Genomic DNA, 22,828 nt, shown 5'->3' with positions numbered 1-22,828 from the left:
TTCCGTATTTTATAAGGCGGAATACCTTGTAGATACATTGTGACAGCTTCAATTTGTACTTCTTTTGAAAACATAGTAAAACCCCGTAAGTTTTGGAAATTACTCCAACTTACGGGGTTCAGTTCACTATGATTTAACAAGGGACTTTGCTGTCAGCTATGTAGAAGCATTAACTGCTCCACTTTTTTCACTGGCAGCAAGATTATAAACCCTGTAATACCAAGGGTTCCATGTCTCTTGTTGCCTTAAATATAAACGTAATGCTGTGGCTTGTGATGTCGATTTTAGAATTTATCATAATAATTTGCCTATTTTCGGCTAATTTTTAACAAAAACATCGATTTTTACTGTATTTTTTGTTTCAGTACATTTTTTAAATCTTTTTTCTAAATCCATTAACTTTAATAACCTATGTTCATTTTATTTTGTATTAGCAACATCCGCCACTGTATTATTTCTAATATCGCCATTAACTAACCATGACTATTTAATATATATTATTACCAAACTCCATTATTGATTGATTTTAAATATAATCTCATGTAACTAGATTCATAGTAACAACTCGTTTTATCTTTTTTTGCACAACTTACTTACTTTATTATAAAAAATGTTCATAGAATACGTTTAAGAGCAATCACTGACATTTGATATAACTTTAACAATACAATAAAAGTCATTTCAACAACTATACACTAGAACATGATATAGTGAGAATAACTTAACTTGATGAACCTGGAAAGTGGACGCCTTAAAGATCGCCTTGACACCCTCCTTGCGTTATTGATACGACAAACTACTGAATGTGTTAAGACTCCTAACTTCGACATAGAGTTAGGATACATATACCTTGTAACTTGCACTGACAATATAAACATTATTAGCTGTAATAATCTAAAGTAAATCGAACATTAGTCTAGTTTTAACACTCCCTTATTTGGTTAATAAAACAAGCCATGTTATAATCTACTTGTAATCAAAAAAGCCCCGTGCTGGTAACACGGAGCCTGGGCTACTTCAACGGTGGCTGAGTTAATATAAAGATTAAACCGCCTGACTCGTCAAAGTTATGGGCGGTTTTTATTTTGTCTTACTTTCGGTGGTTGTCGACATATGTCAACAAAGCCACTACGAAAGTCGCGAACAATATCATTAAAGATATTGCATCGTGAACAGACATGTCCAGCTAATCCTCCTTTCATTAGATTTTGAAGTCTACGAACACTCGTTCATAGGCATCAACCCCTTTCGGAAAGATTAGCCACCGCCTTTTAACCCATATCCGTATTATATCATCGATACTTTCAACAAAATATAGGCATAAATAAAGACACTATTTTCGATACACCTGGTAATCTTAAAACGCTCTAAAATCTTGTGATAACATATCAATCAATGTTTTTGCCATTATTTCTGGCGATTCTTGGGCACCACCTTTCAACCACTGAATAATAGTATTCAACAACGCGCCTGAAAGAAAATACAAAGTATACCGCTTCATTGAACGTTGGGGAAAATCCCCTAATATTGATTCAGCAAATCGGTTCATATCATCCTGCAAAAAAGTCCCAAACCCATTATCGTAAAGTAATAACAAACGATCCTTTTGATGAAGATAATGCTGTAATGCAGTAACTAGCTTCTTTTCATTAAAAATGTCTGACAATGATTCAGAAAAAGTGATCAAGCTTGCCACATCATGGCGCTGATTTTCCATATATGATTCAATAATTTCTTTTTTAGAATCAAAATTTCGATAATAAGAAGCCCTCGCAACACCTGCTGTTCGCACAATATCGGTAACTGTAATGTCAGAAAAACTATTACTATTTAGTAATGTAAATAAAGCATCTTCAATTTGCTTTTTAACTTTTTGATTAGCTTCAATTCGCTTATCCATAGTCTCTCCCTAAATAAAATATACAATTATATTATCCGATACAATATTAGCTAAATTGTCTCGGATGAAAGCGCTTTTATTATAACTAAATGTGATACACTTTGTCTATAATGAGAATTAATCAGACAACATAAGGAGATCAATATGAAAGATTATCAGGTTGAATTTAAAATTGACGGTTATACTTACTCACAACAAATGATTGAAGCTTTTGAATTTGAACGTAACAAACATGTTTTACACGAAATGATTTATCTTGGCGCAGACGTAACCGACCAAGACAAATCATTAAGTTATATCGACATTGATTTTTTAAGTAAAGAAGATGCCGCAAGAATTAATTTAGAAAACAAAGTGAAATTGGGTACCGATAAACTTTTGGCACTGTACCACGATGAAATAGAACGTACAGATAAAATGTGGAAAGATATTATCGCAAATTATCATGAAGGTGATTCCTACGAACCATGTATTACCCACATGAAAGTGACCGGTGTATCAATGGATGACCTTGGTGAAGGTCTAATGCTAGCAATGGCCGGAGATAATTCTTCCCTTGCAGCTAACCCTGAACATTATGGTCATGTGATGACTGAAGAAGTCCCTGCTGGTTTTGAAGGCATGGGTATGTTTGGTGGTCCAAACCTTATGCGTATTCAATTTGCGCCTGACATCGATATTCCATTAGATATTCCATCTGATTATCTACCATTCACTGTTGGTTATTCTGAGCTTGGTGATGGAACTAATATGCATACTTTAGCTGCACATTATATAAAGGATACTGATGAAGGTATAGAAATGCTACTAACCTGCTGTTTTCCCAAGGGAACACCAGAAGAATTAGTTAAAGGTCATGAAGTGCATTTAGCTAGTGAATTCTTAGGATTAGTAAAAATTGCAGCAGAACAAATATAAAATCAATTAATTTAAAGGAGAGAAAATATGGCAAGATTTAATGAAGAGACCACTTTTGAAGAAGTCTTAGACACACCAGAAGGTACTGAAATTGCACGTAAACACTTAGGTAATTTGTTAGATCGCCCTTCCGTCGGTATGATGAAAAATAAACCTTTAGGCGAATTACGAAATATGATTCCCCTGCCACCAATCAAAAAGAAGTTTTCTGCAATGATTGATGAATTGTGCGAGCTAGATTAATTATCATTTACAGACAAAAAAGTCTCATGTTGTTGCATGGGACTTTTCATACGCCAATAATGACTGGATAAATTAATTTGGAATCGCCTTTTACCTGTTAAAACAAGTGGCTATTTTTATTTATCTTATCTCTTGATTACTGTACTTAATGACTTGTTTTATCCTCGATTTCTAACGTAACTATCGACTGTCATAATCGCATTTGCAACATCTTCCGCCGTTACATCAAATGGCATTTGATGAATTGTCTCCGTTGGAATGGTTGCCTGTTGCCCAACCCTCAGGAAATCGTCATAAGTTGCATCCTCCAGATGCAAGTCAGCCAAAGTAGTTGGTAAGCCTAACGATTGATTAAAATCGATATATTCATTTAAAACCTCAGTTGGCACATTATCTAACACCAATTCACAAAGATAACCGTAGGCAACTTTTTCACCGTGCATCATCTTTTCACTCTCACCAGAAAGAACAGTAAACCCATTATAAATGGCATGAGCAGCAGCTAATCCTGAACTCTCAAAGCCGATACCGCTTAATAACGTATTGGCTTCGACGACCGTCTCTAATGCTGATGTCACAACGTTAGCTTTTGCTGCGGCAACAGCTTCATGGGCATGAGCGAACAAATTATCTTCACATGTTTGTGCAATTGCTAATGATGCAAGCGTTGGCGACTGCCCAATCATTGACTTATTATAACCTCTGGCAACGTCTTGTGCTTCAATATTGGTAGCCATTGCGTCACCAATACCAGCAATAAGATTTCGGACAGGTGCATTAGCAACAACCTTGGTATCAACTAAAACAATATCCGGATTTTTATCATAAAAAGCATAATTGGCGAATTGTCCTTCAGGTGTGTATAGTACTGACAAGGCTGAACATGGTGCATCAGTCGAAGCGACCGTTGGCAAGATAGCAACAGGGACTTGCAACTTATCAGCAATATCCTTTGCGGTATCTAATGTCTTACCTCCACCTAGGCCAATGATAAAATCATTGCTATTTTTTTGGCCAATTGCAACAACTCGATCAATTTCTTGTTCCGACGCTTCACCGCCAAACGTCACATGAGTCACTGCGAAGTCAGCTGCCAATGTTTGATTTAATTTGTCACCAATAATTTCCCAAACAATGTCATCACACAATAATATTGGCTTTTCTCCAAGATTCTCAAGGTGTTTCTTGGGATTATCAAGTACCCCGTTTCCCTGAACATAGTGCGATGGACTTGCAAATGCTTTAACCATATTAATATCCCCCATATCAAATGACTGCCCTATTTAGTGATTTATTTCACTAATTACAGTTTAACAAATATGAAGAGTCGTTGACTAATTAATTGCTCAAGTAATCTCAAAGTAAACATATATATTCGTAAATAGTTAGTTGCACTTATTTTCTAAGTTAGCACACAAGTTTGAACCAAAAATATGCTAAGATAATCATTAAATAGTGCAGAATATTATGAAATAATATGAACCGGGCTTTAGTTTTAAAAAGGAGTTTTCTGATGACTTTATTTTTACAATTACTGAGTGGTATTTGCTGGTCAATTGTTTATATTGAATTGATCCGCAAAGGAATTAAAGATCGTACTTATGGTATGCCTGTTTTTGCTCTAGGGCTTAACTTTGCTTGGGAAACAATCTATGCTTTCTCTGGTTTAACGACCTCTATTACTGATCCACAAAGTTGGGTCAACTTAATCTGGGCACTTTTGGATGTTGGGATTATCGTAACATTCTTTAGGTATGGTAAACGTGACTTCCCTAATTTATTCCAAAATTATTTTTATTTAGGTAGTATTGCTATATTTATCGTTTGCTTTATTTTCCAATTCGCATTCCTATTTGAATTTGGCAATCATTGGGGCTCAATTTACTCTGCATTTGCTCAAAATGCAGCGATGTCGATTTTATTCGTTTCTATGCTCCTGTCACGTAATAGCTCAAGGGGACAAAGTCAGTTGATGGCTTACAGTAAATGGATAGGAACCCTGGCACCATCGATTTTAGGTGGCTTAATAGAACAAGTAAATATTTACGTTATCTTAACCGGTGTTATTTGCTTCGTCTTTGATTTAGTCTACATTATCCTGCTATCAAAAATTGACAAACAAGGACTCGCAATAAACTTTGGCCAATACCCAAAGTTCTAATATTAAAAATCTTCAAAAGAGGTCAAAATAAAATGCAATATACGAATCAACAAGAATTAGCCGTAGAACAACTAGCTACCGTCTTTAAAAAAGCTGGACTCAGCCGGCCGGTTAACAACCAACAAGTTCTAGAAAAAATGTTATCTGGTGCTTCAATTTTATGGACAGCTTGGGATGGTGACAAATTAGTCGGTGTTGCACGTGCTTTAACTGATTATGGCCATGTTTGTTATTTAGCAGATTTAGCTGTTATAGATGAATACCAGCATCAAGGTATTGGCCGTAAATTGGTTGATAAACTAAAGGAACAACTCGGTAAAGATATAACGTTAGTACTTTTCGCGGCTCCAAGTGCCATGAATTATTATGCTAAATTAGGTTTCAAAAATGTTAACACTGGTTTTATGATTTTAGGTGACGCACAAGCAAATCATTCAACGGAAAATCAAAACTAACAAAAAAGCCATCTGTCTGACAGATGGCTTTTTTGTTGTTAATCGTTTATATTATTGCTCCATATTCCGCCTATTATTCTTTTATCATCGCTTGGAAATTGTTACCAGATGAACGGCAAAAACCACCTTGAACTCTCCAACCATCTTTAAGAAGTGCATTAACTTTTTCTTCAAGATTTTCAATCTTCGCACTTGAAACAACTTGATATAACATCTATTAACCTCCTCTGACAAATCATTGGTTACCCAGAATAATATCATACAAAGCATCATTTTTTGACTAATAAGGTTTAATAATAGTTGATCATTGTCATGACTAACATGTCTTCTCCTGTACTTTTATACAGATGCTCTGTGGTGGCGTCGAAGGATATCGCCTCATTCTGTTTAACAACAAACGTCTCTCCCTCAACTATTAACGTTAACTCACCCTGAACAACTAATATGTACTCTTCTGCTTTTGAACCTTTTCTCGTTGTCGAATGACCGACCGAATCATGCTTTTTTCCAGCATCCAATTCAACTCGAAATAATTCGAAATCTCTACGCATATTAGTTTGAAAATACCCATAAATACGGTACGCATTATCATCAGAAGATTGAAAAAGCGTATGATCTTCTGTGATGACTTTAGCGAAACCACTACTATCATTCATCAGTTCTGTATAAGGAACATTAAGCCCCGAACTAATTTTCCAAATCGTATTAATCGTAGGATTAGTTGTTTGATTTTCAATCTGAGAAAGTATTCCCTTGCTAACCCCTGACAGTACCGCCAACTTACTAATGCTTAAATTTTTTTCCTGTCTAATTCGTATTAAATTGTTAGCAATCACTTCATTAATATCCATATAAAAAAATCTCCGTGTCATTTAAGTCAATTTGGATTTACATTGTGTTTTTTATATTATACAATACGAATAACAAAAAGAACAAATTAGAAATAAGGGGGGGATTTCACGGTGAATAATTCATTAACACCCAAAGCAGCTTTGAGAGAAGCATTACCTACTATTTTTGGCTATATTGGTATTGGTGCTGCTTTTGGTATTATTGGCCAATCGTCTGGTTTAAGTGTCTTTATTATTTTACTTATCTCAATCATTGTTTATGCGGGGGCTGCCCAATTTGTCGTAGCCACCATGTTATTGACACATAGCCCCATTCTATCAATTATTTTGTCTGTATTTTTAGTAAATTCACGTTTGATTTTAATGAGTGCCACTCTTGCACCCTACTTTAAAAAGGAATCACTGATCAAAAATATCCTAATCGGTACTTTTCTAACCGATGAAAGTTTCGCACTGGGAATGAACAAACTAAACTATACTAATAATCGCCTAAATTTTCGTTGGTTTCACACAGTAAATATCGTTGCCTACGTTACTTGGATAATGGGTACACTGCTCGGAGCGACATTGGGTAGCCTAATTACAAATCCTGAGAAATTAGGTTTCAACTTTGCCATTACCGCAATGTTTATTGGTTTATTGTATTTACAAATAATCTCGGATCGGTCAATAAAAATAAATGTCCAATTAATCGTTATTCTCTTTACGCTTGTAATTGTCTATCTTGGTCTAATTTTTATTCCTGCAAACTTGGTTATTCTATTAACAACGATTCTAGCTTGTTATTTTGGGACGGTGATTAAACATGCCTTCAACTAATTATATCCTTTATACAATCATTGGCTGTGGTTTAGCGACTTGGCTCTCAAGAATCCTACCTTTGGTCATTTTAAAAAATATGACACTATCAAAAAAAGTCATCGAATTTTTAAACTTTGTTCCGATTGCTATTATGTCTAGCTTATGGTTCGAAAGCTTATTTATCCAACATATTGGCCAGCTACCAAGTATCGAATGGCCTAACTTATTGGCGTCAATTCCTACAGTTATTACAGCAATCCTGACAAAGAGCCTTTTGCTAATCGTCTTAGTCGGTGTCCTATCGTTAAGTTTAATCAACATTTTAATCTAATAGTTATTCAAGTTTCTTTTTCAGCCGTCTCACTTGTAAGGTAAGACGGCTTTTAATTTTATATTATTTTAACTACCTTCTACTCCTTACAAGCAAAAAATTGGCATTATAGTGAGGATAAAACTTATTATAATATTGTAGTAAAAATATTCCCCGCTTAGGAGGTAATTTATAAATGAGTTATACTGCAATAAATCCATACAATGGACAAAAAATTCGCGAGTTTGATAACGTAACTGATCAACAATTGTCAGTTATCTTAGACAAAGCCCAAACCTTTTATGACAAGTCACAAAAACAAGCCGTTCAAGAACGAACACAATTCTTAAATAAACTAGCCGATGAATTCGAAAAAAACACTGAGAAATACGCCCGTATACTTTCAACTAATATGGGTAAATTATTAACGGAAGCAGGCCAAGAAGTCGCAAAAACAAGTTCTTTTGCACGTTATTATGCTAAAAATGGCGCTAAGTTCATGCAACCAAAGCCATACAATGATTTAACGAACGGCCAAGCAGAAGTTGAATTTTCTGGCACTGGCATCGTTTTAGCGATTGAACCTTGGAACTTCCCATACACTCAGGTCATGCGGATGTTCGCCCCTAATTTTATTTTAGGAAATCCGGTCATTTTAAAGCACGCTAGTATTGTGCCAGAGGCCGCGTTAGCCTTTCAGAAAGCCTGTGAAAACGCTGGCTTACCGGAAGGCGCATTCACCAATATATTTGCTGATTATGATCAAATCAACCACATTATTGCGGACCCTCGTGTGCAAGGGGTCGCTTTAACTGGTTCCGAAAATGCGGGACGTAAAATTGCTTCAGTAGCTGGTCAAAATTTGAAAAAATCGACGATGGAACTAGGCGGAACTGACGTTTTTGTCGTCCTAGATGATGTTGATATTCCAACAGCGGCTCAGGATGCTGCCAAAGCACGATTAACCAATGCTGGACAAGTCTGCACAGCTGCTAAGCGTTATATTGTATCCGCCAAGATTTACCCGGAATTTCTGAAAGCATTAAAAGAAGAATTTGCTAAATACCAATTAGGTGATCCATTAGATGAAAAGACAACATTAGCCCCACTTTCATCTAAGAGTGCCCAACAACAATTACAAGATCAAGTCGATAAAGTGATTGCTGGTGGTTCTGAAATTTTGTATGGTGACCCAAAGCCAGTTCCTGGCGACGGTGCTGGCTTCTCACCATTAATTTTGACTGGTATGAGTGATGATAATCCAATGTACGAGGAAGAACTATTTGGTCCCGTAGCACAGATTTATCAAGCCCAAACAGATGATGAAATCGTTAAGATTGCAAATAATTCCCGTCATGGTCTAGGTGGCGCCATCTACACAAAGGATATTGCACGTGGTAGGAAAATTGCTTCAGAGATTGAAACTGGTCAAGTCACGATAAACTCTATTTTAAGTTCTCAAGCTGAAGTCCCATTTGGTGGTGTTAAGGATTCTGGATATGGTCGTGAATTAAGCGACTGGGGTATCTATGAATTTGCTAATATCAAGCCAGTCATGTACTAATTGAATAATTAAATCTAGATAGACTAAACCATTTAGAAAATGTGGTTAAACGCCGCAATTTTCTAAATGGTTTTTTATCTATTTTAATAGTAATACAGTCCTCACATAAAAGAATATAAAAACAATTTACTCTTCCAAAAAATTAGAAATAGATTATAATAATTAGTATTAGATGTGTTAACGTGTTCGTTAAGAGAATAACTTTGCTGTTTTGGGGAGGAAATCGTATGTTTACATACAAACTTAATGATGACATTCATTTAAGCTTACCAAGACCTGAAATAGACGCCCCTTCTCTATTCAGAGTGATTGATGAGAGTCGTAATGAATTAATTCCCTGGTTACCTTGGGTTTTAAAAATTAAGAGTATAGAAGATGAAAGAAAATCACTAGTAAGGAACTTGCGAAATTTAAGTGCCTCAAATTCTGTAAATTTCGTTATTTGGTATAAAGATTTGATTGCTGGATCAGTATCAATTAAAATTCGAGAACCAAATAATTAAAAAATTGAACTTGGTTATTGGTTGGGAAATGAATTCACAGGAAAAGGTATCATGTTACAAGTAATACACGAACTGTGTTCTCTAGCTTTCACTCAGTATAACGTTCAAAAAATAGAAATTTATGTTGCAGCGGATAACTTTGCCAGTAATAAAGTGGCTAAAAATTCCGGATTTCACTTAGAAACCACACAACGAGAAAGTATTTTATTATTTGGCGAATTTCACGATGAAAACATCTGGTCTTTACTACAAAATGAATGGAATGGCAATTAAAGTTAACAATATGGAATTACAACTAAAAGAACTAAAGCAAGATGAACTAATAGATTTTTGGAATCTAGCCTTCAGTAACCCTAACGCTGAGTGGACAAAATGGAATGGTCCCTACTTTCATGATAAATTACCTGAAAAGCAAGCATTTATTAATTTAGACCAAGACAATAAATATTTGCAAAATCCCCTGCATAAAATAATCTGGGTTGATAATCGAATGATTGGTATGGTATCAGCCTATTATGAAGATGAACCACTCAACCAATGGTTGGATGTAGGCATTGTCGTTTATAAACAGGATAAATGGCATCGAGGTATTGGAAAATTAGCTTTAAAACAATGGATAGATGAGTTATTCAAAACGACGTCACTGCCCCATATTGGCTTAACAACTTGGTCAGGTAATTTTCGTATGATCGGATTAGCAGAAAGTTTAGAGCTCACAAAAGAAGCTGAAGTCCGACAAGTCAGGTTTTGGCAAAACCAATACTGGGATTCAGTTAAATATGGTGTCTTACGTTCCGAATGGGTAAAATAATTTCTAAATAGTTCACAGGGTCTTGAGCTAATTACGTACAGGGGAATTAGTTATGCATCATTTTTAGTTTATTAGTTTAATAGAGGAAACTCAGTCAAAGGAGGAAGAATATGTTTACATTTAAAATTGATGATGAAATTAGTCTAGCTTTACCTAGGCCAAAAATTGATGCTGAAGCTGTATTCCACTTGATGAACGAAAGTCGTGATGAATTAAAAACATGGTTACCATGGGTGGACAATACCAAAACTGTTGCAGATGAAGAAAAGTTTTTATCCGATACATTAGCAGAATTTGGAACTGGCGATTCTATGTCTACAATTATTCTTTACAAGGATCAACCCGCTGGCATGATCAGTTTTAATCGATTTCGGAGCATGGATAAAAGTACCGAAATCGGCTACTGGTTAGGGACGAAATTTGTTGGTAAAGGTATCATGCATCGGGCTGTGTCTGGTATGTGTCGCATAGGATTTATTGACTATCACGTAAACAAAATAGAAATCCATACAGCTATTGATAATGAGCGCAGTAATCATGTTGCGCAACAAGCGGGCTTCCATTTGGATGGTTGTATTCGCGCCAATGAACTACTGTCGGATGGTTTCCATGATGGCAATATTTGGACTTTGCTTAAAAATGAATGGAAAAAATAATTATCGGAACTAATTTATCTACAAAAACGAACGGCATCCCCCGAGTATTTCCAACTCAGGGGATGCCGTTCACGTTATTATGAAATATATTTGTGTTCTATTAGTCCGCAACCATTTTGAATCGATAGATTTTCGAAGCAAAGTCTTCAAACGATACTTCTTCATAGAAACCGGTGGTCATTAGTTCATCCCCACCAATAATCTGACCAGTCTCAACATTTTGATAATCCTTATCTGGCATCACCCCTGTTAATTTTAAGACATGATACGCTGGTTGCGCTTCTGATAAAATCTTAAAGGAGAATGCCACAACATCTTGCTGATCTTCACTGACAAACATCCAAGCAGCATAATTTGTTTCTTCCGGATTAAGTAATCGACTAAACTCACCATATTGGATAGTTTGCCGAATCTCTTTATAAAATGAAATTTGGTCTCTAACTGCTTGCTTTTCATTTTCAGTCATCTGAGTCAGATCCAATTCATAACCAAACACACCACTCATAGCAACCGCACCACGAGTTTCTAGTGAAGTCAAACGACCAGTTTGTTGGTTTGGCGATACAGAAATATGTGACGTCATTGATGAAATTGGGTAAGCCAATGATGTACCGTACTGAATTTGCATTCTAGCGACAGCATCCGTATTATCACTTGTCCATGATTGTGGCATGTAATATAGCATACCGGTATCAAAACGGCCACCACCACCAGAACAACCTTCCCATAGAATGTCTGGATACTCAGTCGTCAGCTCCTCTAGTAGTTCGTACAGCCCCAGTACATACCGATGCATAACTTCACCCTGCTGATTAGCTGTTAAGTCATGCGAATAAATATCTGACAAATTTCGATTCATATCCCACTTGATGTAATCAATTGGGCAATTATCTAATACTTGCTTCATTTGTTGATGGATATTTTCACGGACTTCCTTCCGCCCCATATCCAAGACAAATTGACTACGTGCTGGACTTGGCTCACGATTAGGGACACGCAACATATATTCTGGATGTTGCCGATATAGATCTGAATCTATAGAAATCATTTCTGGTTCAAACCAAATACCAAACTTTAATCCTTGCTGATGGATGTAGTCTGAAAAATGTTGTAAGCCTTTAGGAAACTTTTGCTGATATACCTGCCAATCACCCAGAGATGAATCATCATTATCACGATGACCAAACCAGCCGTCATCTAAGACAAACATTTCTAATCCCATATCTTTGGCTTCGTCCACAAGTGGTTGTAACTGTTCCTCATCAAAATCCATAAATGTGGCTTCCCAATTATTAACGACAATTGGTCGCAAAGCTTTCTGATGCTTTCCTCGAGCCACCCTATTTTGTAGCAAATCAGCCAACGCTTGGCTCATGCCATTGAGACCCGTATTAGAATAAGTCATGATAACTTCTGGTGCTTGGAAACTTTCATTTGGCGCCAATAACCAGTCAAACTGATCATCATTAATTCCCATACTAATACGATACGTACCAAATGGATCCTTGCTAACTTCTTCTTTATGATTTCCCGAGTACACCAAAAGCATAGGACGTTCGAGATATCATTTTCTTTAAGGTACTCTGTTGTTCTTGCCCATTAATATTTTGCATAATGTTCCCTCCACGAACAAACGAACGAAATTAAAGCAGTAAAGTGGATTTGTTTACTTGTTTACCAAACCGCAAAACTATTGCGGCCGCTTACTTTATTATTTGTAAGACTATTTTCTTCGATAAAATTGCAAAGAAAAAGATAGTTAGTATGTAATTACTAACTATCTTCTGGTTGTTTTCATTATGTTTCGAGTATTTACAATATATGATTGTTTACTTTTTTACTATGCTATTATTTTCTAAATACTTTCTCTGATCTCTAAAGTTGAATTGACGGTCACCTGGACAGCTGCCAATCTATCACCAACGATCTTATCCCGAACTAAATTAATGGCCACCTTGCCTAATTCGCGAGAGTTTGGTCGAACAGTTGTCAGAGATGGGAACAAATACTGTGACATATCAATATCGTCAAAACTGACAACAGCAATATCTTCTGGAATTTTGTAACCTTTTTCTTGAATAACCCGGTATACACCAACGGCCTGTAGATCATTCCCGGTCACAATTGCTGTTGGTTGCTTATCACTCAGAAGTATCTTCTTTGTTGCAGCAACCGCATCTTCTGTATCCCAACCCGTAATCTGTTGATTAGCTCGTTCTAACAAATTATTGATTTTCATCCACTCAACATAAGCCTTTTGTCGTTCGTCGACAGCATCAATCTCTGATAAACCAGTTTGCGCCATTAACTTTTTATTACCACCAATAAAGGCAATATCTTGGTGACCACGTTGATATAATAAATCTAGAATAGATTTTGTACGTCTGCCAAAATCATTATGCACAACATCATAGTTTTCGAAATCACGATAATCATCAATTATCACGATATTTTGGTTATACTGATAGATCTTGGCCAGTAAGTCCTCTGTTAAAACGCCCACAACAAGTACGGCACCGTATATTGAAAGCCGTTCCCATTGAACATTATCGTTAGTGGGCAATCTGATTTCATTAGCAATCTTCATTCCCCATAAGCTTGCTTGCTGCGTTAACCCTAGTTTGATCTGTTGAAAATATGAATCACTCAGTTCCTGTTCAACTGAAACGGCACTTAACAATGCTAAGTGTAACTTTTCTGAATTATCCCTCACAGCAACATCTGATAATTTATACTGTAATTTATTAGCAATCTGCCACACACGATTTCTAGTTGCTTCAGAAACAGAAAACGACGTATCTTCATTTAAAATTCTCGATACAGTCGCCTTAGAAACCCTGCTAATTTAGCAATGTCTTGAATACTCGCCATTTTTCTCCCTCATCCGTTATTATTAAAGCAACAGATAACTTTACATATGTCTTATCTGTTTAGCCTTACTGATTTCTTTTATTTTAAACCTTTTTTATATCAATCGATTATCAAAAACATTTTATATAATAAGTATAAAATAAAACTAAAATAACCGTTAATGCTTACGCCACTAAATAATTCTTAACTGGAGGTAATTTATCATGCAAATTATTATTGCACCCGCAAAGAAAATGGTCACTGATGATACTAATTTTCTACCAATTCAAACACCACTTTATTTAAACTATACGGAACAGATTTTTCAAGCGCTACAAGGTTTAACCTATGATGAAGCACGAAAGTTATGGCAAACCAGTGATAAACTCACACAAGAAAATTATCAAAATTTACAAAACATGGATTTACAGCAGCCTTTGACCCCCGCAATCCTAAGCTATTCAGGTATTCAATACCAATACATGGCACCAAGTGTTCTGAGCCAATCTGCTTTAAACTACCTACAAAAAACACTATGGATCCTATCTGGATTCTATGGCGCATTACGACCCTTTGATGGGATTGTCCCTTATCGACTAGAGATGGGGGCGCATTTAAAAGTTGCTGGTACTAAGAATTTATATGAATTTTGGGGTGATCGTTTATACCAAGCAGTCCATAATCAAGGGCCGATTATCAATCTGGCGTCGAAAGAATATGCTAAAACAATTACCCCTTACCTACAAGCTGGTGATCAATTTATCGATATTATCTTTGCCCATCTCATAAATGGTAAACTCAAAACAAAAGCCACGCTAGCTAAAATAGCACGTGGCGAAATGGTTCGATTTATCGTGGAAAATAGATTAACAACGATTGCACAGCTTAAACAATTTCAATCAGAGACATACACTTTTGATGCTGACCGTTCTGACTCACAGCGACTAGTCTTTATTGGTAAATAAAAATAAATTACTTTAAATTCCAAGCAGCATATTGTGAGTTACCAAATAACTTTTTAATATCATTTTTCGTTTCTTTTGTCTGATAAAGTTTAACAATTTGCTTATAAACTTTCTTATTAGCTTCATCCTTACGTGCTGCAATCAAATTAACATATGGATCGACACCTTTTTTCAAGTTCTGTGTCAGCAAAATATCTTTGTCTTTTAAGTTTGCATCATGGGCAAAGTTTCCATTAATAACCCCTGCGTCTGCTGTCTGCAAAGCTGAAACAGCTTGTCCGGCATCAACTTCCTTGATTTTCAAATTTTTAGGATTAGATGTAATATTCTTCGCCGTCGGATCAGTAACATGCTTGTTGTACTTGATGAGCTTTGCTTGCACAAGAACGTTTAAGGCACGTTCCTCATTAGTTGCATCGTTTGGGACGACAATCGTCGACCCCTTCTTAATGTCACTAATTTTGTCAGCCTTTAATGAATATAAACGCATAGGCACAATGACGGTCTTACCAATTGACTTCAGTTTATTCCCTAATTTCTTGTTTTGATCATCAAAGAAAATTTTTGTTTGAAAGGCATTCAGATCTAAACTACCATCCGCCAAAGCCTGATTAGGCTTTACGTAATCATTGAATTCCTTTAGCTTAATTTTAATGCCATACTTTTTTTGGGCTCTTTGGCCAATATCTTCCCAAAGTTCACGTGATGTGTCGCCAACAACACCAACAGTTACGGTCTTTTTTGCATCAACATTCGTGTTGACTACTGGTAAGGCAGCCGTTGTTGCTAATGCAGTGGTCGCTAAAACAAGTCCAAATTTAATTTCACTTCTCATAATTTTCTCCTCCAAATAAAAAATCCCGTCGTACTACATGATGTAATACAACGGGACGATTAATTATCGTGTTACCACCCGAGTTCTGTCCAAATAAACAAACACTCAATTTGAGTACGCGCATCTATGCGGTAATACTCTAGCGCAATAACGGGCGCTACCGGAATCGGCTAATCATGCAACTCGCCAATTCTTAAACTCCAAGGCCATTTTCGTTAACTAACATTGGTTGCTTTCCACCAAACGCAACTCTCTGAACAACTTAGTTTTAACTACTTACCTCTTCTTCGTTGCATTTATTATATTTAATGCAAAATTAAAAGTCAATAAGTAAATTAGTGTTTTATCATTTAAAGCTAATGTTATCGTAACTTACTGATGCCATATATTTTGGAATAACAGAAGTGATATTACGAATTAATTGAATTATGTTACCCTGGTACTAGAAATAATCCAGGAGGACAAATAAATGGATGAATCATATGACAGAAAAGCCATTCGAAAAAAATTAAAACAGCAAGCAAAAACGACTTTACATAAAGATTTATGGGGAAATGTTGGTTTAACAGCCCCTATTATTCTAATTTTTTATTTAGAAGTTTTTGTCTCTTATATGGCAGACGAACACAGTTCATCAACAGCCTTAGCAATAACCAACCTTGTGCTGGCAATTGCTGCTATTCTTATTATTGCCTACACCCAGTATGTACAATCGTACCAATCACTTAAACAATTGCGTGATGATTCTGAACTAGCCAATCCAATGCAATCATGGTTTAAAACCTATTTGACAAAGCATTGGCAAAGAACATTATGGCTAAGCGTCTGGATGGTGACCTTATTCCTAATTGGTTGGGGCGCATTAGTATTTGTTGGTCAATTAGTCACGCAAGCATCGTTTTTACTCATTATCATTTCTAGCTTGACTTACACACCAGTTCCTAGCTTTGTTTATTGGTTATTAATAGTTGGGATTACTTTAATCGTAGTATTCGCTATTGTTTATCTCCTAAAATTATATAAGTACATCTTGGTCCCATTTGTCGGTTTTAATGAGCCATCACTGAAAGGATTTCAATTAATTGCGAAATCACGTCAGTTAATGATCGGCCATCGCTGGGAGATATTTGTTATGAATTTAAGTTTCTTCTGGTGGATGCTACTAACATTAGTAACACTTGGTCTAGCTGGTTTTTATACCATACCTTATATGATATTAACCCTAGCCGGCTACTTTGATACATTGAATGACAAACAAAAACAACAAGACGAATCAGCAGCCCAACAGGACAGCCCTAAAGTTCAGCCTGTTGTACTACACCCTTCAAATTAAGTCTAAAAATAAAAAATGCGAGTGTCATTTTTACATGATACTCGCATTTTTTATACCATTATTGCTCAACAATCATTAACTGCTGCTTACCTGATTGACTTGCTCTATCCAGACCAACTTCTTCGATTATGGCGATTAATCCTTGATCATTACGCGGAATAATCAAAAATTTCGTAAAGCCTAAACGATTCGGCGCATCACTTTCGTAATATTCTTCCTTAGTTTGAGAATCATCCCCAACTATAATCCAAACATCCCTGGCGATATGCCGTCGCTTGCCCATCAGATGAAGCACACCCTCACGGATATGAAGCTCACTACCATCAACCGTCTCAATATACTTCATCTCAGTTACCTTATTCTTTCCAGCTAGCAGTTTAGTCAAACACTTGTTTATGAATAACTTGTAAATGATCGTCCAATGTATAAACAATCGGCTTTGCATTTGGAACAGCAATCTGATCTAATTCATCATCCGAAACCTGGTCAAGGTATTTAACCAAGACACGTAAACTGCTACCATGAGCAACGATCAATTCATTGTTGCCCGCTCTCAGTCGTGGTGCAACATTTTTATCCCAATAAGCACGCACTCTCGTCAGTGTCATCTCTAAGCTTTCCGATAATGGCACGTCAACACCAATACGATCATACGCAGGCTGGTGATCCCTAACTGATAATTGCGGTGGTAAATCCTTAAATCCTCGTCGCCAACGCTCAACTTGCTGTTTACCAAATTGATGGCGTGCTTCATCTTTATCTAAACCTGCTAACGCACCATAATGACGTTCATTCAAACGCCACGTTTTAAATATGGGAATCCAGTTAATCATTAATTCATCGCAAACAATATAAGCTGTCATAATAGTTCTTTTCAAAAATGACGTGTGAACATCATCTATCTCAATATGCTCTTTTTTAAGCAATTGGCCAGCTGCTTTAGCTTGTACACGTCCCTTATCCGTCAGTGCTGCGTCGGTCCAACCAGTAAAAGTATTGTGCATATTTGCCGTACTTTCACCATGACGCATCAATATTAATTTAACCATGGGCAGCCTCCTTAATTTATTGTGCAAGTATCATACATATGATTCTATTATAAACGTAAACCACAGTTTGTTAAATATGTAACATACATTTTATAGGACTATCTTTTCTACTCATATAGAAAAAAGTCTTCCCAAATAAAACTAAATAGCAACGTACTGCTTATCAAATCTTTTGACTTCAAATATATCAATTTTTCTTCAAAATAATATACTTTTGACAGTCTGTGGTACTTATATAAGCCTTTTTTAATGTTTTTTTTGGAAAAGTACGTTATTTTAGTTGCTAGGTAAAAAAGTGCCTTAAGGAGATGGATAAATAACTTTTTATGAATACAGAAACAATCGATACAAACAAAACAACAAAAAAGAAACGAGTTTTATGGGCTGATTATGCAAAATGTTTTGGAATTATCGCTGTCGTGAGCGGTCATGCCATTAATGATGTAGCTGGAAAAGGCTTGGATGTTGCCTACAACGCCATCTATTGGTGGCATATGCCGCTATTTTTCATGATCGGTGGTTTTTTCCTAAAAAAAATCAGCCATGACTTTAAAGGTTGGTCTTATTTATTCGGTCATCGCATCAAACCTCTATTAATTGCCTACTTTCTAAATGGTGCCATTTTAATTATTTTAAGTCACTTCTTTAGACAGCAGTCCTGGGAATATACCTTTTCCTATTTTGGACGTTTAATATATGGTGGTAGTACGCTTGATAATTACCTCAGTGTTTTCTGGTATATGACTACCTACATGCTCGCCATTTTCATGACAACCTTACTTATATCTTATGTTAAAAAGGTTTGGCTACAATTTTTGATTGCCATTGGTTCATTTGCTCTTGGTGTCGCCTTGCAAGATATTACATTTTTTGGTAGTGCTGATTTCCCATGGGACACACAAATAGCTTTGTTAGCTGTCTTTTGGATGTTACTTGGCTATTATGTTTTCAAACTATTTCCGAAGATAAACTGGCGTCGCAAACAATTATTTGCCCTTGTTGGTACGCTCATTTTTATTGGTTTACTATATTTGTACGCAACGGATAATCTTGATTTTGTCCTCTGGCTAAAATCTTCTAACATCCACAATGTGCTACAAGCTTTTGTGATTCCACCAATTCTATGTCTCGTCGTTTTTATTGCCTGCGAAGGGCTTGAGCATCTTGGTAATTTTGCACCAATTACTTTCATTGGAAAAAATACCGAAATAATCATGTTTTACCATCGTGCAGCCTTTGATATAACGACGCTGACTGTCTTCACGGATAACTGGTATTTTAGAATTATCATTGGTTTAGCAGCCCCTATTTTGCTAGCCTGGTTGCTCGGTAAATTTAAAAACACTGACTTCTATCATAGAAGACAGCAACTCGCAGAAGAAAAGAAAGCAGAACGTGTAAAGATTGCTCTGCCAGTGACAATTGGCTTAACTGCTGTTGGTGCTGTGTGGGCATTCTCTTCATATCAACAGCAATCACAAACTGCTAAAAATTATGTCATGTCAACGACCCCCACTATTTTTATGCATGGTTGGTCAAGTAATTTAACTGCTGAACAATCTTTCATTAAGGTCGGGACTGAACAGAATATTGTTACTGAAGAAATGATCATTCATGTGACACGCGATAATAAATTGCAAGTGCAAGGACGCTTAACTGGTAATAATTATAATCCAGTTATTTTGGTACAATTCGATAATAACCGTGTTGGTGAAGTACGTTATGCCCAAGGTTTGCGTCGAATCGTTAGTTATTTGAGAGATAAGTATAATATTAAAGACTTTAATGCCGTTGGTCATTCAATGGGCGCCTACGCCTGGGTGTACTACGGGATGCACTGGGGCGCTGACCCCAACCTTCCCAGATTAAATAAAATGGTCGTCTTAGCTGGCCCTTACAATGGTATTTTAGATAAAGGTCATGCCAATCAACCCACAAGTGGTGCTTTGGCCGGATTGTGGGTTGATACACCCCATGAAAATTCATTAGATAAAAATGGCCGTCCGAAAATTATTCACGAAGAATATAACACCTTACTTGCACGCAAAAATAACTTCCCTATCAATACGCAAGTACTCAATATTTATGGAGACTTAAAAGATGGGACTAGTTCCGATGGCTTAGTAACGGTTCAATCAACAAGAGCCCTACGCTATTTAGTATCAGATCGTGCCCGCTCATATCAAGAATTTGAGGTTACCGGTGAAGGTGGTCAACATAGTCGCCTACACATCAACAACCCCGTTGTTAATGATAAATTAACTGATTATTTATGGGGTAAGTAGTTTTTTAATGACTATTTATTGCATAAAACGTCCCGCTGGTTATTAAAATTTAACCAGCGGGACGTTTTTCTATGCTATTTAACTAGTAGACGTATCTAACAAACTTACTGTTAGCTCTGCCAACTCTTCAATCGGCAAGTCTTTATTTTGCTTATTCCAATCAGACAAAATTTGCGTTAATCCTCCGGCAACAAAACCATAGGCATATTGACTATTGTTCTCACCTGAAATTTGTAAACTATTCATACATTCACGAGCGACTTCAGTCAATAATGGTTCCAGGTGGTTAGCGAGTAACACATCAATTTCTTGTTCATGCATTTTATAAAATTTAAAAAATAAGTAGATCAATTGCGACGACGAATTATCAGATTTATCAATTGCTTGTTTATAATCCATAAAGATACGATCCAATTCACTGCGAATCACTTCTTCACGATTGGCAAAATTCGCATAAAACGTTTGTCGTGATAATTTTGCGCGATCAGCTAGCTTCTTAACGGATATATTCTGATAACTCTCTTCTTGTAATAATTCAAACATAGCATTGACGATCATCTGCTTTGATTGTAATGCCGTTGGGTTGTTTCCTTCGTACATAAACTTGACACTTTCTGTTTTTTGACAAACTTAACATGAAAAAGTTGACACATGTAAAGCCTGCGTTTACTCTAAGGATATCATACAATAAGAGATATTGATAAGGAGAGTATTTATGGCAAAAATGATCGCTCGTGCAGCAAATAAACCTGAAGATTACGCTCGTTTTAATGTGACACCAAATACGATTCTTCCTAGAGAAGATGGTATGCGCACAAAAGCGGATGAAAAGAACTTCGAATGGTGGTATTTTGACGCTAACTTAACAGATGGTCGCAATGTTGTTGCCACCTTTATGACTAAAGATCCTTTTAATTTAAGTACCGAATTAAACCCTTGGGTATCGTTTGAAGTAACTGATACTGATGGCAAGACAACAAGTTATCGTGAAGATGTTACTGCACAAGAGTTTTCTGCGCGTACTGATTATTGCGATGTCCATATCGGCAAGAATTACCTAACTGGTGATTTAAAAACCTATACTTTACACTTTGAAAAAGACGGTTTCGCTGCTGATTTAACCATTAAGAACACCCTTTCTTCATGGCGTCCCGCTGCTGGTGCCAATTTATTTGGTGATAAACAATTTAGTTGGCTACCCGCCGTCCCTGCCGCTGACGTTATTGGTACGCTGACTACAAATGGTCAAACAAGTGACATAACTGGTAAAGGCTATCATGACCATAACTGGGGTGATGAGCTGATGATTAAGATGATGCATCATTGGTATTGGGGTCGTGCCGATGTTGGTAATTATAAAGTTATCTCAACAGAAACAACAGCAGAAAAGGCATATAATTATAGCAAGCTCCCCGTAATGATGATTGCTGATCATGGTGAAATCATTAGTGGTGATGACAGTAATATGGTCGTAGAAGATTCTGATGTTTTCGTTGATGAGAATACCAAAAAACCCGTGCAAAAAAACTTGAAGTATACTGTTAAGGGTGAGAAAAACACCTATGTTGTCACATATAACATGGACAAGATTATCTCTGGTTTCAAAATGATTGATGAAATGACTGGTATTAAGAAATTATTAGCCAAGTTAAGCGGCTTTGATGGGGCTTATTTACGTTTTACTGGTACTATCAAAGTAACAAAATATGCAGACAATAAAATTGTTGATGAAGCTGTTAATCCCGATGGTATCTGGGAATTGATGTACTTCGGTAAAACAATTAATGAATAATTTATAAGGAGACACATCCACCATGGTTATCGTACTTTGGATTTTACAAATTTTACTAGCTTTACTGTTCTTAAGTTCTGGCTATTCTAAGACTTTTCAATATAACAAAAAAGAAGCCGAATTGAAAAAAATGGACCATCTAGAATCAAAAGGTCTCATTATGTTCATCGGAACGGCAGAAATGCTGGGTGCTTTAGGACTTATTTTACCTAAAGCAACAGATATTCTACCCGTATTAACAATGTGGGCAGCCATTGGTTTAATGATCATTATGTTAGGTGCTTTTTTTACACATCTAAAGTTTAAAGAATATCAAAATGCCGCCTTTGTAACAGTTGTATTCCTGTTATTACTAGCAATTGCCGTTTATGCCGTCTAATTACTACTAATTATAAAAAACTCTCAAAGAAAAGATTCTTTGTGAACTGAACCCCAAAAATTGGAGAGAAGTTTAAGCAACTAGCTGGTCGGAAAGATTTCGGTATTGAACCGGAGTTTTTCCGGCCAGTTTTGTTTTAATCCGTTTATTATTGTAGTAATAGATAT

Annotated in this window: 27 protein-coding genes, 1 pseudogene and 1 other annotated feature; of the genes and pseudogenes, 16 read left to right on the top strand and 12 right to left on the bottom strand. The window is 36.3% G+C overall.

The window, feature by feature from the left end; all coding sequences use genetic code 11:
- Positions 1-1,090 precede the first annotated feature (1,090 nt).
- Complete coding sequence (locus tag NGR58_RS07325; RefSeq protein ID WP_258088911.1) at positions 1,091-1,180, bottom strand: putative holin-like toxin; 90 nt, start codon at positions 1,178-1,180, stop codon at positions 1,091-1,093.
- A 177-nt stretch (positions 1,181-1,357) separates the two neighbouring features.
- The gene (locus NGR58_RS07320) at positions 1,358-1,900 is read right to left on the bottom strand and encodes a TetR/AcrR family transcriptional regulator (protein WP_258088910.1); all 543 of its coding nucleotides are present in this window, start codon (positions 1,898-1,900) and stop codon (positions 1,358-1,360) included.
- Positions 1,901-2,044: 144 nt separating this feature from the next.
- On the opposite strand from NGR58_RS07320, the gene NGR58_RS07315 reads away from it, so the two are divergent.
- Positions 2,045-2,818, top strand: coding sequence for a hypothetical protein (locus tag NGR58_RS07315; protein ID WP_258088909.1), 774 nt, complete (start codon positions 2,045-2,047; stop codon positions 2,816-2,818).
- A gap of 27 nt (positions 2,819-2,845) precedes the next feature.
- Positions 2,846-3,061: a restriction endonuclease subunit S domain-containing protein gene (locus NGR58_RS07310; protein ID WP_258088908.1), complete on the top strand. Its 216-nt coding sequence runs from the start codon at positions 2,846-2,848 to the stop codon at positions 3,059-3,061.
- A 158-nt stretch (positions 3,062-3,219) separates the two neighbouring features.
- Here the strand turns inward: NGR58_RS07310 and NGR58_RS07305 are convergent, their stop codons facing one another.
- Positions 3,220-4,311, bottom strand: a complete 1,092-nt coding sequence (locus NGR58_RS07305; protein WP_258088907.1) for a glycerol dehydrogenase — start codon at positions 4,309-4,311, stop codon at positions 3,220-3,222.
- A gap of 263 nt (positions 4,312-4,574) precedes the next feature.
- On the opposite strand from NGR58_RS07305, the gene NGR58_RS07300 reads away from it, so the two are divergent.
- Together NGR58_RS07300 and NGR58_RS07295 are read left to right on the top strand one after the other, a co-directional pair.
- Entirely contained in the window at positions 4,575-5,222 is a 648-nt protein-coding gene (locus NGR58_RS07300) for a transmembrane-type terpene cyclase (RefSeq protein ID WP_258088906.1), read from the top strand.
- A 32-nt stretch (positions 5,223-5,254) separates the two neighbouring features.
- Complete coding sequence (locus NGR58_RS07295; RefSeq protein ID WP_258088905.1) at positions 5,255-5,677, top strand: GNAT family N-acetyltransferase; 423 nt, start codon at positions 5,255-5,257, stop codon at positions 5,675-5,677.
- Positions 5,678-5,750: 73 nt separating this feature from the next.
- Here the strand turns inward: NGR58_RS07295 and NGR58_RS07290 are convergent, their stop codons facing one another.
- Positions 5,751-5,891 (bottom strand): hypothetical protein, encoded by a 141-nt coding sequence (locus NGR58_RS07290; protein WP_258088904.1) that lies wholly within the window; start codon positions 5,889-5,891, stop codon positions 5,751-5,753.
- A gap of 76 nt (positions 5,892-5,967) precedes the next feature.
- Entirely contained in the window at positions 5,968-6,528 is a 561-nt protein-coding gene (locus NGR58_RS07285; RefSeq protein WP_258088903.1) for a helix-turn-helix domain-containing protein, read from the bottom strand.
- A 111-nt stretch (positions 6,529-6,639) separates the two neighbouring features.
- Here NGR58_RS07285 and NGR58_RS07280 point away from each other — a divergent pair, with 111 nt between their 5' ends.
- The 7 genes from NGR58_RS07280 to NGR58_RS07250 all read left to right on the top strand — a co-directional run bounded on the left by NGR58_RS07280 (position 6,640) and on the right by NGR58_RS07250 (position 11,173).
- A complete protein-coding gene (locus NGR58_RS07280) occupies positions 6,640-7,347 on the top strand; it encodes an AzlC family ABC transporter permease (RefSeq protein ID WP_258088902.1) in 708 nt (235 codons plus the stop codon).
- Entirely contained in the window at positions 7,334-7,660 is a 327-nt protein-coding gene (locus tag NGR58_RS07275; RefSeq protein WP_258088901.1) for an AzlD domain-containing protein, read from the top strand. Before NGR58_RS07280 ends, NGR58_RS07275 begins: the two co-directional genes overlap by 14 nt.
- A gap of 175 nt (positions 7,661-7,835) precedes the next feature.
- Entirely contained in the window at positions 7,836-9,203 is a 1,368-nt protein-coding gene (locus NGR58_RS07270; RefSeq protein ID WP_258088900.1) for an aldehyde dehydrogenase family protein, read from the top strand.
- 227 nt (positions 9,204-9,430) lie between these two features.
- The gene (locus tag NGR58_RS07265; RefSeq protein ID WP_258088899.1) at positions 9,431-9,706 is read left to right on the top strand and encodes a hypothetical protein; all 276 of its coding nucleotides are present in this window, start codon (positions 9,431-9,433) and stop codon (positions 9,704-9,706) included.
- Between the two features lie 3 nt (positions 9,707-9,709).
- A complete protein-coding gene (locus NGR58_RS07260) occupies positions 9,710-9,979 on the top strand; it encodes a GNAT family N-acetyltransferase (protein ID WP_258088914.1) in 270 nt (89 codons plus the stop codon).
- A 10-nt stretch (positions 9,980-9,989) separates the two neighbouring features.
- The gene (locus tag NGR58_RS07255) at positions 9,990-10,517 is read left to right on the top strand and encodes a GNAT family N-acetyltransferase (RefSeq protein ID WP_258088913.1); all 528 of its coding nucleotides are present in this window, start codon (positions 9,990-9,992) and stop codon (positions 10,515-10,517) included.
- Between the two features lie 110 nt (positions 10,518-10,627).
- Positions 10,628-11,173 carry a GNAT family N-acetyltransferase gene (locus NGR58_RS07250; protein WP_258088898.1) on the top strand — a complete coding sequence of 182 codons (546 nt, stop codon included), beginning with the start codon at positions 10,628-10,630 and terminating at the stop codon, positions 11,171-11,173.
- A 100-nt stretch (positions 11,174-11,273) separates the two neighbouring features.
- On the opposite strand, the pseudogene NGR58_RS07245 reads toward NGR58_RS07250, so the two are convergent.
- Both NGR58_RS07245 and NGR58_RS07240 read right to left on the bottom strand, forming a co-directional pair.
- Positions 11,274-12,713, bottom strand: a pseudogene (locus tag NGR58_RS07245) (alpha-galactosidase); the annotation flags it as partial.
- A gap of 315 nt (positions 12,714-13,028) precedes the next feature.
- On the bottom strand, positions 13,029-14,018 hold the full coding sequence (locus tag NGR58_RS07240; RefSeq protein ID WP_258088912.1) for a LacI family DNA-binding transcriptional regulator: 990 nt from the start codon (positions 14,016-14,018) through the stop codon (positions 13,029-13,031).
- Positions 14,019-14,247: 229 nt separating this feature from the next.
- Between NGR58_RS07240 and yaaA the strand changes: the two genes are divergently transcribed.
- Positions 14,248-14,988: a peroxide stress protein YaaA gene (gene yaaA, locus NGR58_RS07235; RefSeq protein ID WP_258088896.1), complete on the top strand. Its 741-nt coding sequence runs from the start codon at positions 14,248-14,250 to the stop codon at positions 14,986-14,988.
- Between the two features lie 7 nt (positions 14,989-14,995).
- On the opposite strand, the gene NGR58_RS07230 is transcribed toward yaaA, so the two are convergent.
- On the bottom strand, positions 14,996-15,823 hold the full coding sequence (locus NGR58_RS07230; protein ID WP_258088895.1) for a MetQ/NlpA family ABC transporter substrate-binding protein: 828 nt from the start codon (positions 15,821-15,823) through the stop codon (positions 14,996-14,998).
- 48 nt (positions 15,824-15,871) lie between these two features.
- Positions 15,872-16,120, bottom strand: a binding site (T-box leader).
- 172 nt (positions 16,121-16,292) lie between these two features.
- Here NGR58_RS07230 and NGR58_RS07225 point away from each other — a divergent pair.
- Complete coding sequence (locus NGR58_RS07225) at positions 16,293-17,156, top strand: DUF975 family protein (RefSeq protein WP_258088894.1); 864 nt, start codon at positions 16,293-16,295, stop codon at positions 17,154-17,156.
- A 58-nt stretch (positions 17,157-17,214) separates the two neighbouring features.
- On the opposite strand, the gene NGR58_RS07220 is transcribed toward NGR58_RS07225, so the two are convergent.
- Both NGR58_RS07220 and NGR58_RS07215 read right to left on the bottom strand, forming a co-directional pair.
- Positions 17,215-17,502, bottom strand: coding sequence for a hypothetical protein (locus NGR58_RS07220; RefSeq protein ID WP_258088893.1), 288 nt, complete (start codon positions 17,500-17,502; stop codon positions 17,215-17,217).
- A 31-nt stretch (positions 17,503-17,533) separates the two neighbouring features.
- Positions 17,534-18,205, bottom strand: coding sequence for a 2,3-bisphosphoglycerate-dependent phosphoglycerate mutase (locus NGR58_RS07215; RefSeq protein ID WP_258088892.1), 672 nt, complete (start codon positions 18,203-18,205; stop codon positions 17,534-17,536).
- A gap of 326 nt (positions 18,206-18,531) precedes the next feature.
- Between NGR58_RS07215 and NGR58_RS07210 the strand changes: the two genes are divergently transcribed.
- A complete protein-coding gene (locus NGR58_RS07210; protein ID WP_258088891.1) occupies positions 18,532-20,490 on the top strand; it encodes an alpha/beta hydrolase in 1,959 nt (652 codons plus the stop codon).
- Between the two features lie 78 nt (positions 20,491-20,568).
- On the opposite strand, the gene NGR58_RS07205 is transcribed toward NGR58_RS07210, so the two are convergent.
- Complete coding sequence (locus tag NGR58_RS07205) at positions 20,569-21,090, bottom strand: TetR/AcrR family transcriptional regulator (protein ID WP_258088890.1); 522 nt, start codon at positions 21,088-21,090, stop codon at positions 20,569-20,571.
- 115 nt (positions 21,091-21,205) lie between these two features.
- Here NGR58_RS07205 and NGR58_RS07200 point away from each other — a divergent pair, with 115 nt between their 5' ends.
- Complete coding sequence (locus tag NGR58_RS07200; protein WP_258088889.1) at positions 21,206-22,282, top strand: lipocalin-like domain-containing protein; 1,077 nt, start codon at positions 21,206-21,208, stop codon at positions 22,280-22,282.
- Positions 22,283-22,304: 22 nt separating this feature from the next.
- Positions 22,305-22,661, top strand: a complete 357-nt coding sequence (locus tag NGR58_RS07195) for a DoxX family protein (RefSeq protein WP_258088888.1) — start codon at positions 22,305-22,307, stop codon at positions 22,659-22,661.
- A gap of 72 nt (positions 22,662-22,733) precedes the next feature.
- On the opposite strand, the gene NGR58_RS07190 is transcribed toward NGR58_RS07195, so the two are convergent.
- Positions 22,734-22,826, bottom strand: a complete 93-nt coding sequence (locus NGR58_RS07190) for an IS3 family transposase (RefSeq protein WP_407077141.1) — start codon at positions 22,824-22,826, stop codon at positions 22,734-22,736.
- Positions 22,827-22,828: the final 2 nt, after the last annotated feature.

This window comes from Weissella fangxianensis (assembly GCF_024718545.1).
Lineage (GTDB): Bacteria > Bacillota > Bacilli > Lactobacillales > Lactobacillaceae > Weissella > Weissella fangxianensis.
Note: the sequence above shows the minus strand (reverse complement) of the source record. Positions and strands in the feature narration are given on the sequence as shown.

What these genes read in the sequence shown, in the direction of transcription:
- NGR58_RS07275 (WP_258088901.1), top strand. Translation starts at nt 7,334, where the DNA reads ATGCCTTCAACTAATTATATCCTTTATACAATCATTGGCTGTGGTTTA.
- NGR58_RS07305 (WP_258088907.1), bottom strand. Translation starts at nt 4,311, where the DNA reads ATGGTTAAAGCATTTGCAAGTCCATCGCACTATGTTCAGGGAAACGGG.
- yaaA (WP_258088896.1), top strand. Translation starts at nt 14,248, where the DNA reads ATGCAAATTATTATTGCACCCGCAAAGAAAATGGTCACTGATGATACT.
- NGR58_RS07250 (WP_258088898.1), top strand. Translation starts at nt 10,628, where the DNA reads ATGTTTACATTTAAAATTGATGATGAAATTAGTCTAGCTTTACCTAGG.
- NGR58_RS07195 (WP_258088888.1), top strand. Translation starts at nt 22,305, where the DNA reads ATGGTTATCGTACTTTGGATTTTACAAATTTTACTAGCTTTACTGTTC.
- NGR58_RS07210 (WP_258088891.1), top strand. Translation starts at nt 18,532, where the DNA reads ATGAATACAGAAACAATCGATACAAACAAAACAACAAAAAAGAAACGA.
- NGR58_RS07300 (WP_258088906.1), top strand. Translation starts at nt 4,575, where the DNA reads ATGACTTTATTTTTACAATTACTGAGTGGTATTTGCTGGTCAATTGTT.
- NGR58_RS07295 (WP_258088905.1), top strand. Translation starts at nt 5,255, where the DNA reads ATGCAATATACGAATCAACAAGAATTAGCCGTAGAACAACTAGCTACC.
- NGR58_RS07320 (WP_258088910.1), bottom strand. Translation starts at nt 1,900, where the DNA reads ATGGATAAGCGAATTGAAGCTAATCAAAAAGTTAAAAAGCAAATTGAA.
- NGR58_RS07205 (WP_258088890.1), bottom strand. Translation starts at nt 21,090, where the DNA reads ATGTACGAAGGAAACAACCCAACGGCATTACAATCAAAGCAGATGATC.
- NGR58_RS07200 (WP_258088889.1), top strand. Translation starts at nt 21,206, where the DNA reads ATGGCAAAAATGATCGCTCGTGCAGCAAATAAACCTGAAGATTACGCT.
- NGR58_RS07265 (WP_258088899.1), top strand. Translation starts at nt 9,431, where the DNA reads ATGTTTACATACAAACTTAATGATGACATTCATTTAAGCTTACCAAGA.
- NGR58_RS07290 (WP_258088904.1), bottom strand. Translation starts at nt 5,891, where the DNA reads ATGTTATATCAAGTTGTTTCAAGTGCGAAGATTGAAAATCTTGAAGAA.
- NGR58_RS07310 (WP_258088908.1), top strand. Translation starts at nt 2,846, where the DNA reads ATGGCAAGATTTAATGAAGAGACCACTTTTGAAGAAGTCTTAGACACA.
- NGR58_RS07255 (WP_258088913.1), top strand. Translation starts at nt 9,990, where the DNA reads ATGGAATTACAACTAAAAGAACTAAAGCAAGATGAACTAATAGATTTT.
- NGR58_RS07285 (WP_258088903.1), bottom strand. Translation starts at nt 6,528, where the DNA reads ATGGATATTAATGAAGTGATTGCTAACAATTTAATACGAATTAGACAG.
- NGR58_RS07225 (WP_258088894.1), top strand. Translation starts at nt 16,293, where the DNA reads ATGGATGAATCATATGACAGAAAAGCCATTCGAAAAAAATTAAAACAG.
- NGR58_RS07270 (WP_258088900.1), top strand. Translation starts at nt 7,836, where the DNA reads ATGAGTTATACTGCAATAAATCCATACAATGGACAAAAAATTCGCGAG.
- NGR58_RS07325 (WP_258088911.1), bottom strand. Translation starts at nt 1,180, where the DNA reads ATGTCTGTTCACGATGCAATATCTTTAATGATATTGTTCGCGACTTTC.
- NGR58_RS07220 (WP_258088893.1), bottom strand. Translation starts at nt 17,502, where the DNA reads ATGAAGTATATTGAGACGGTTGATGGTAGTGAGCTTCATATCCGTGAG.
- NGR58_RS07215 (WP_258088892.1), bottom strand. Translation starts at nt 18,205, where the DNA reads ATGGTTAAATTAATATTGATGCGTCATGGTGAAAGTACGGCAAATATG.
- NGR58_RS07315 (WP_258088909.1), top strand. Translation starts at nt 2,045, where the DNA reads ATGAAAGATTATCAGGTTGAATTTAAAATTGACGGTTATACTTACTCA.
- NGR58_RS07230 (WP_258088895.1), bottom strand. Translation starts at nt 15,823, where the DNA reads ATGAGAAGTGAAATTAAATTTGGACTTGTTTTAGCGACCACTGCATTA.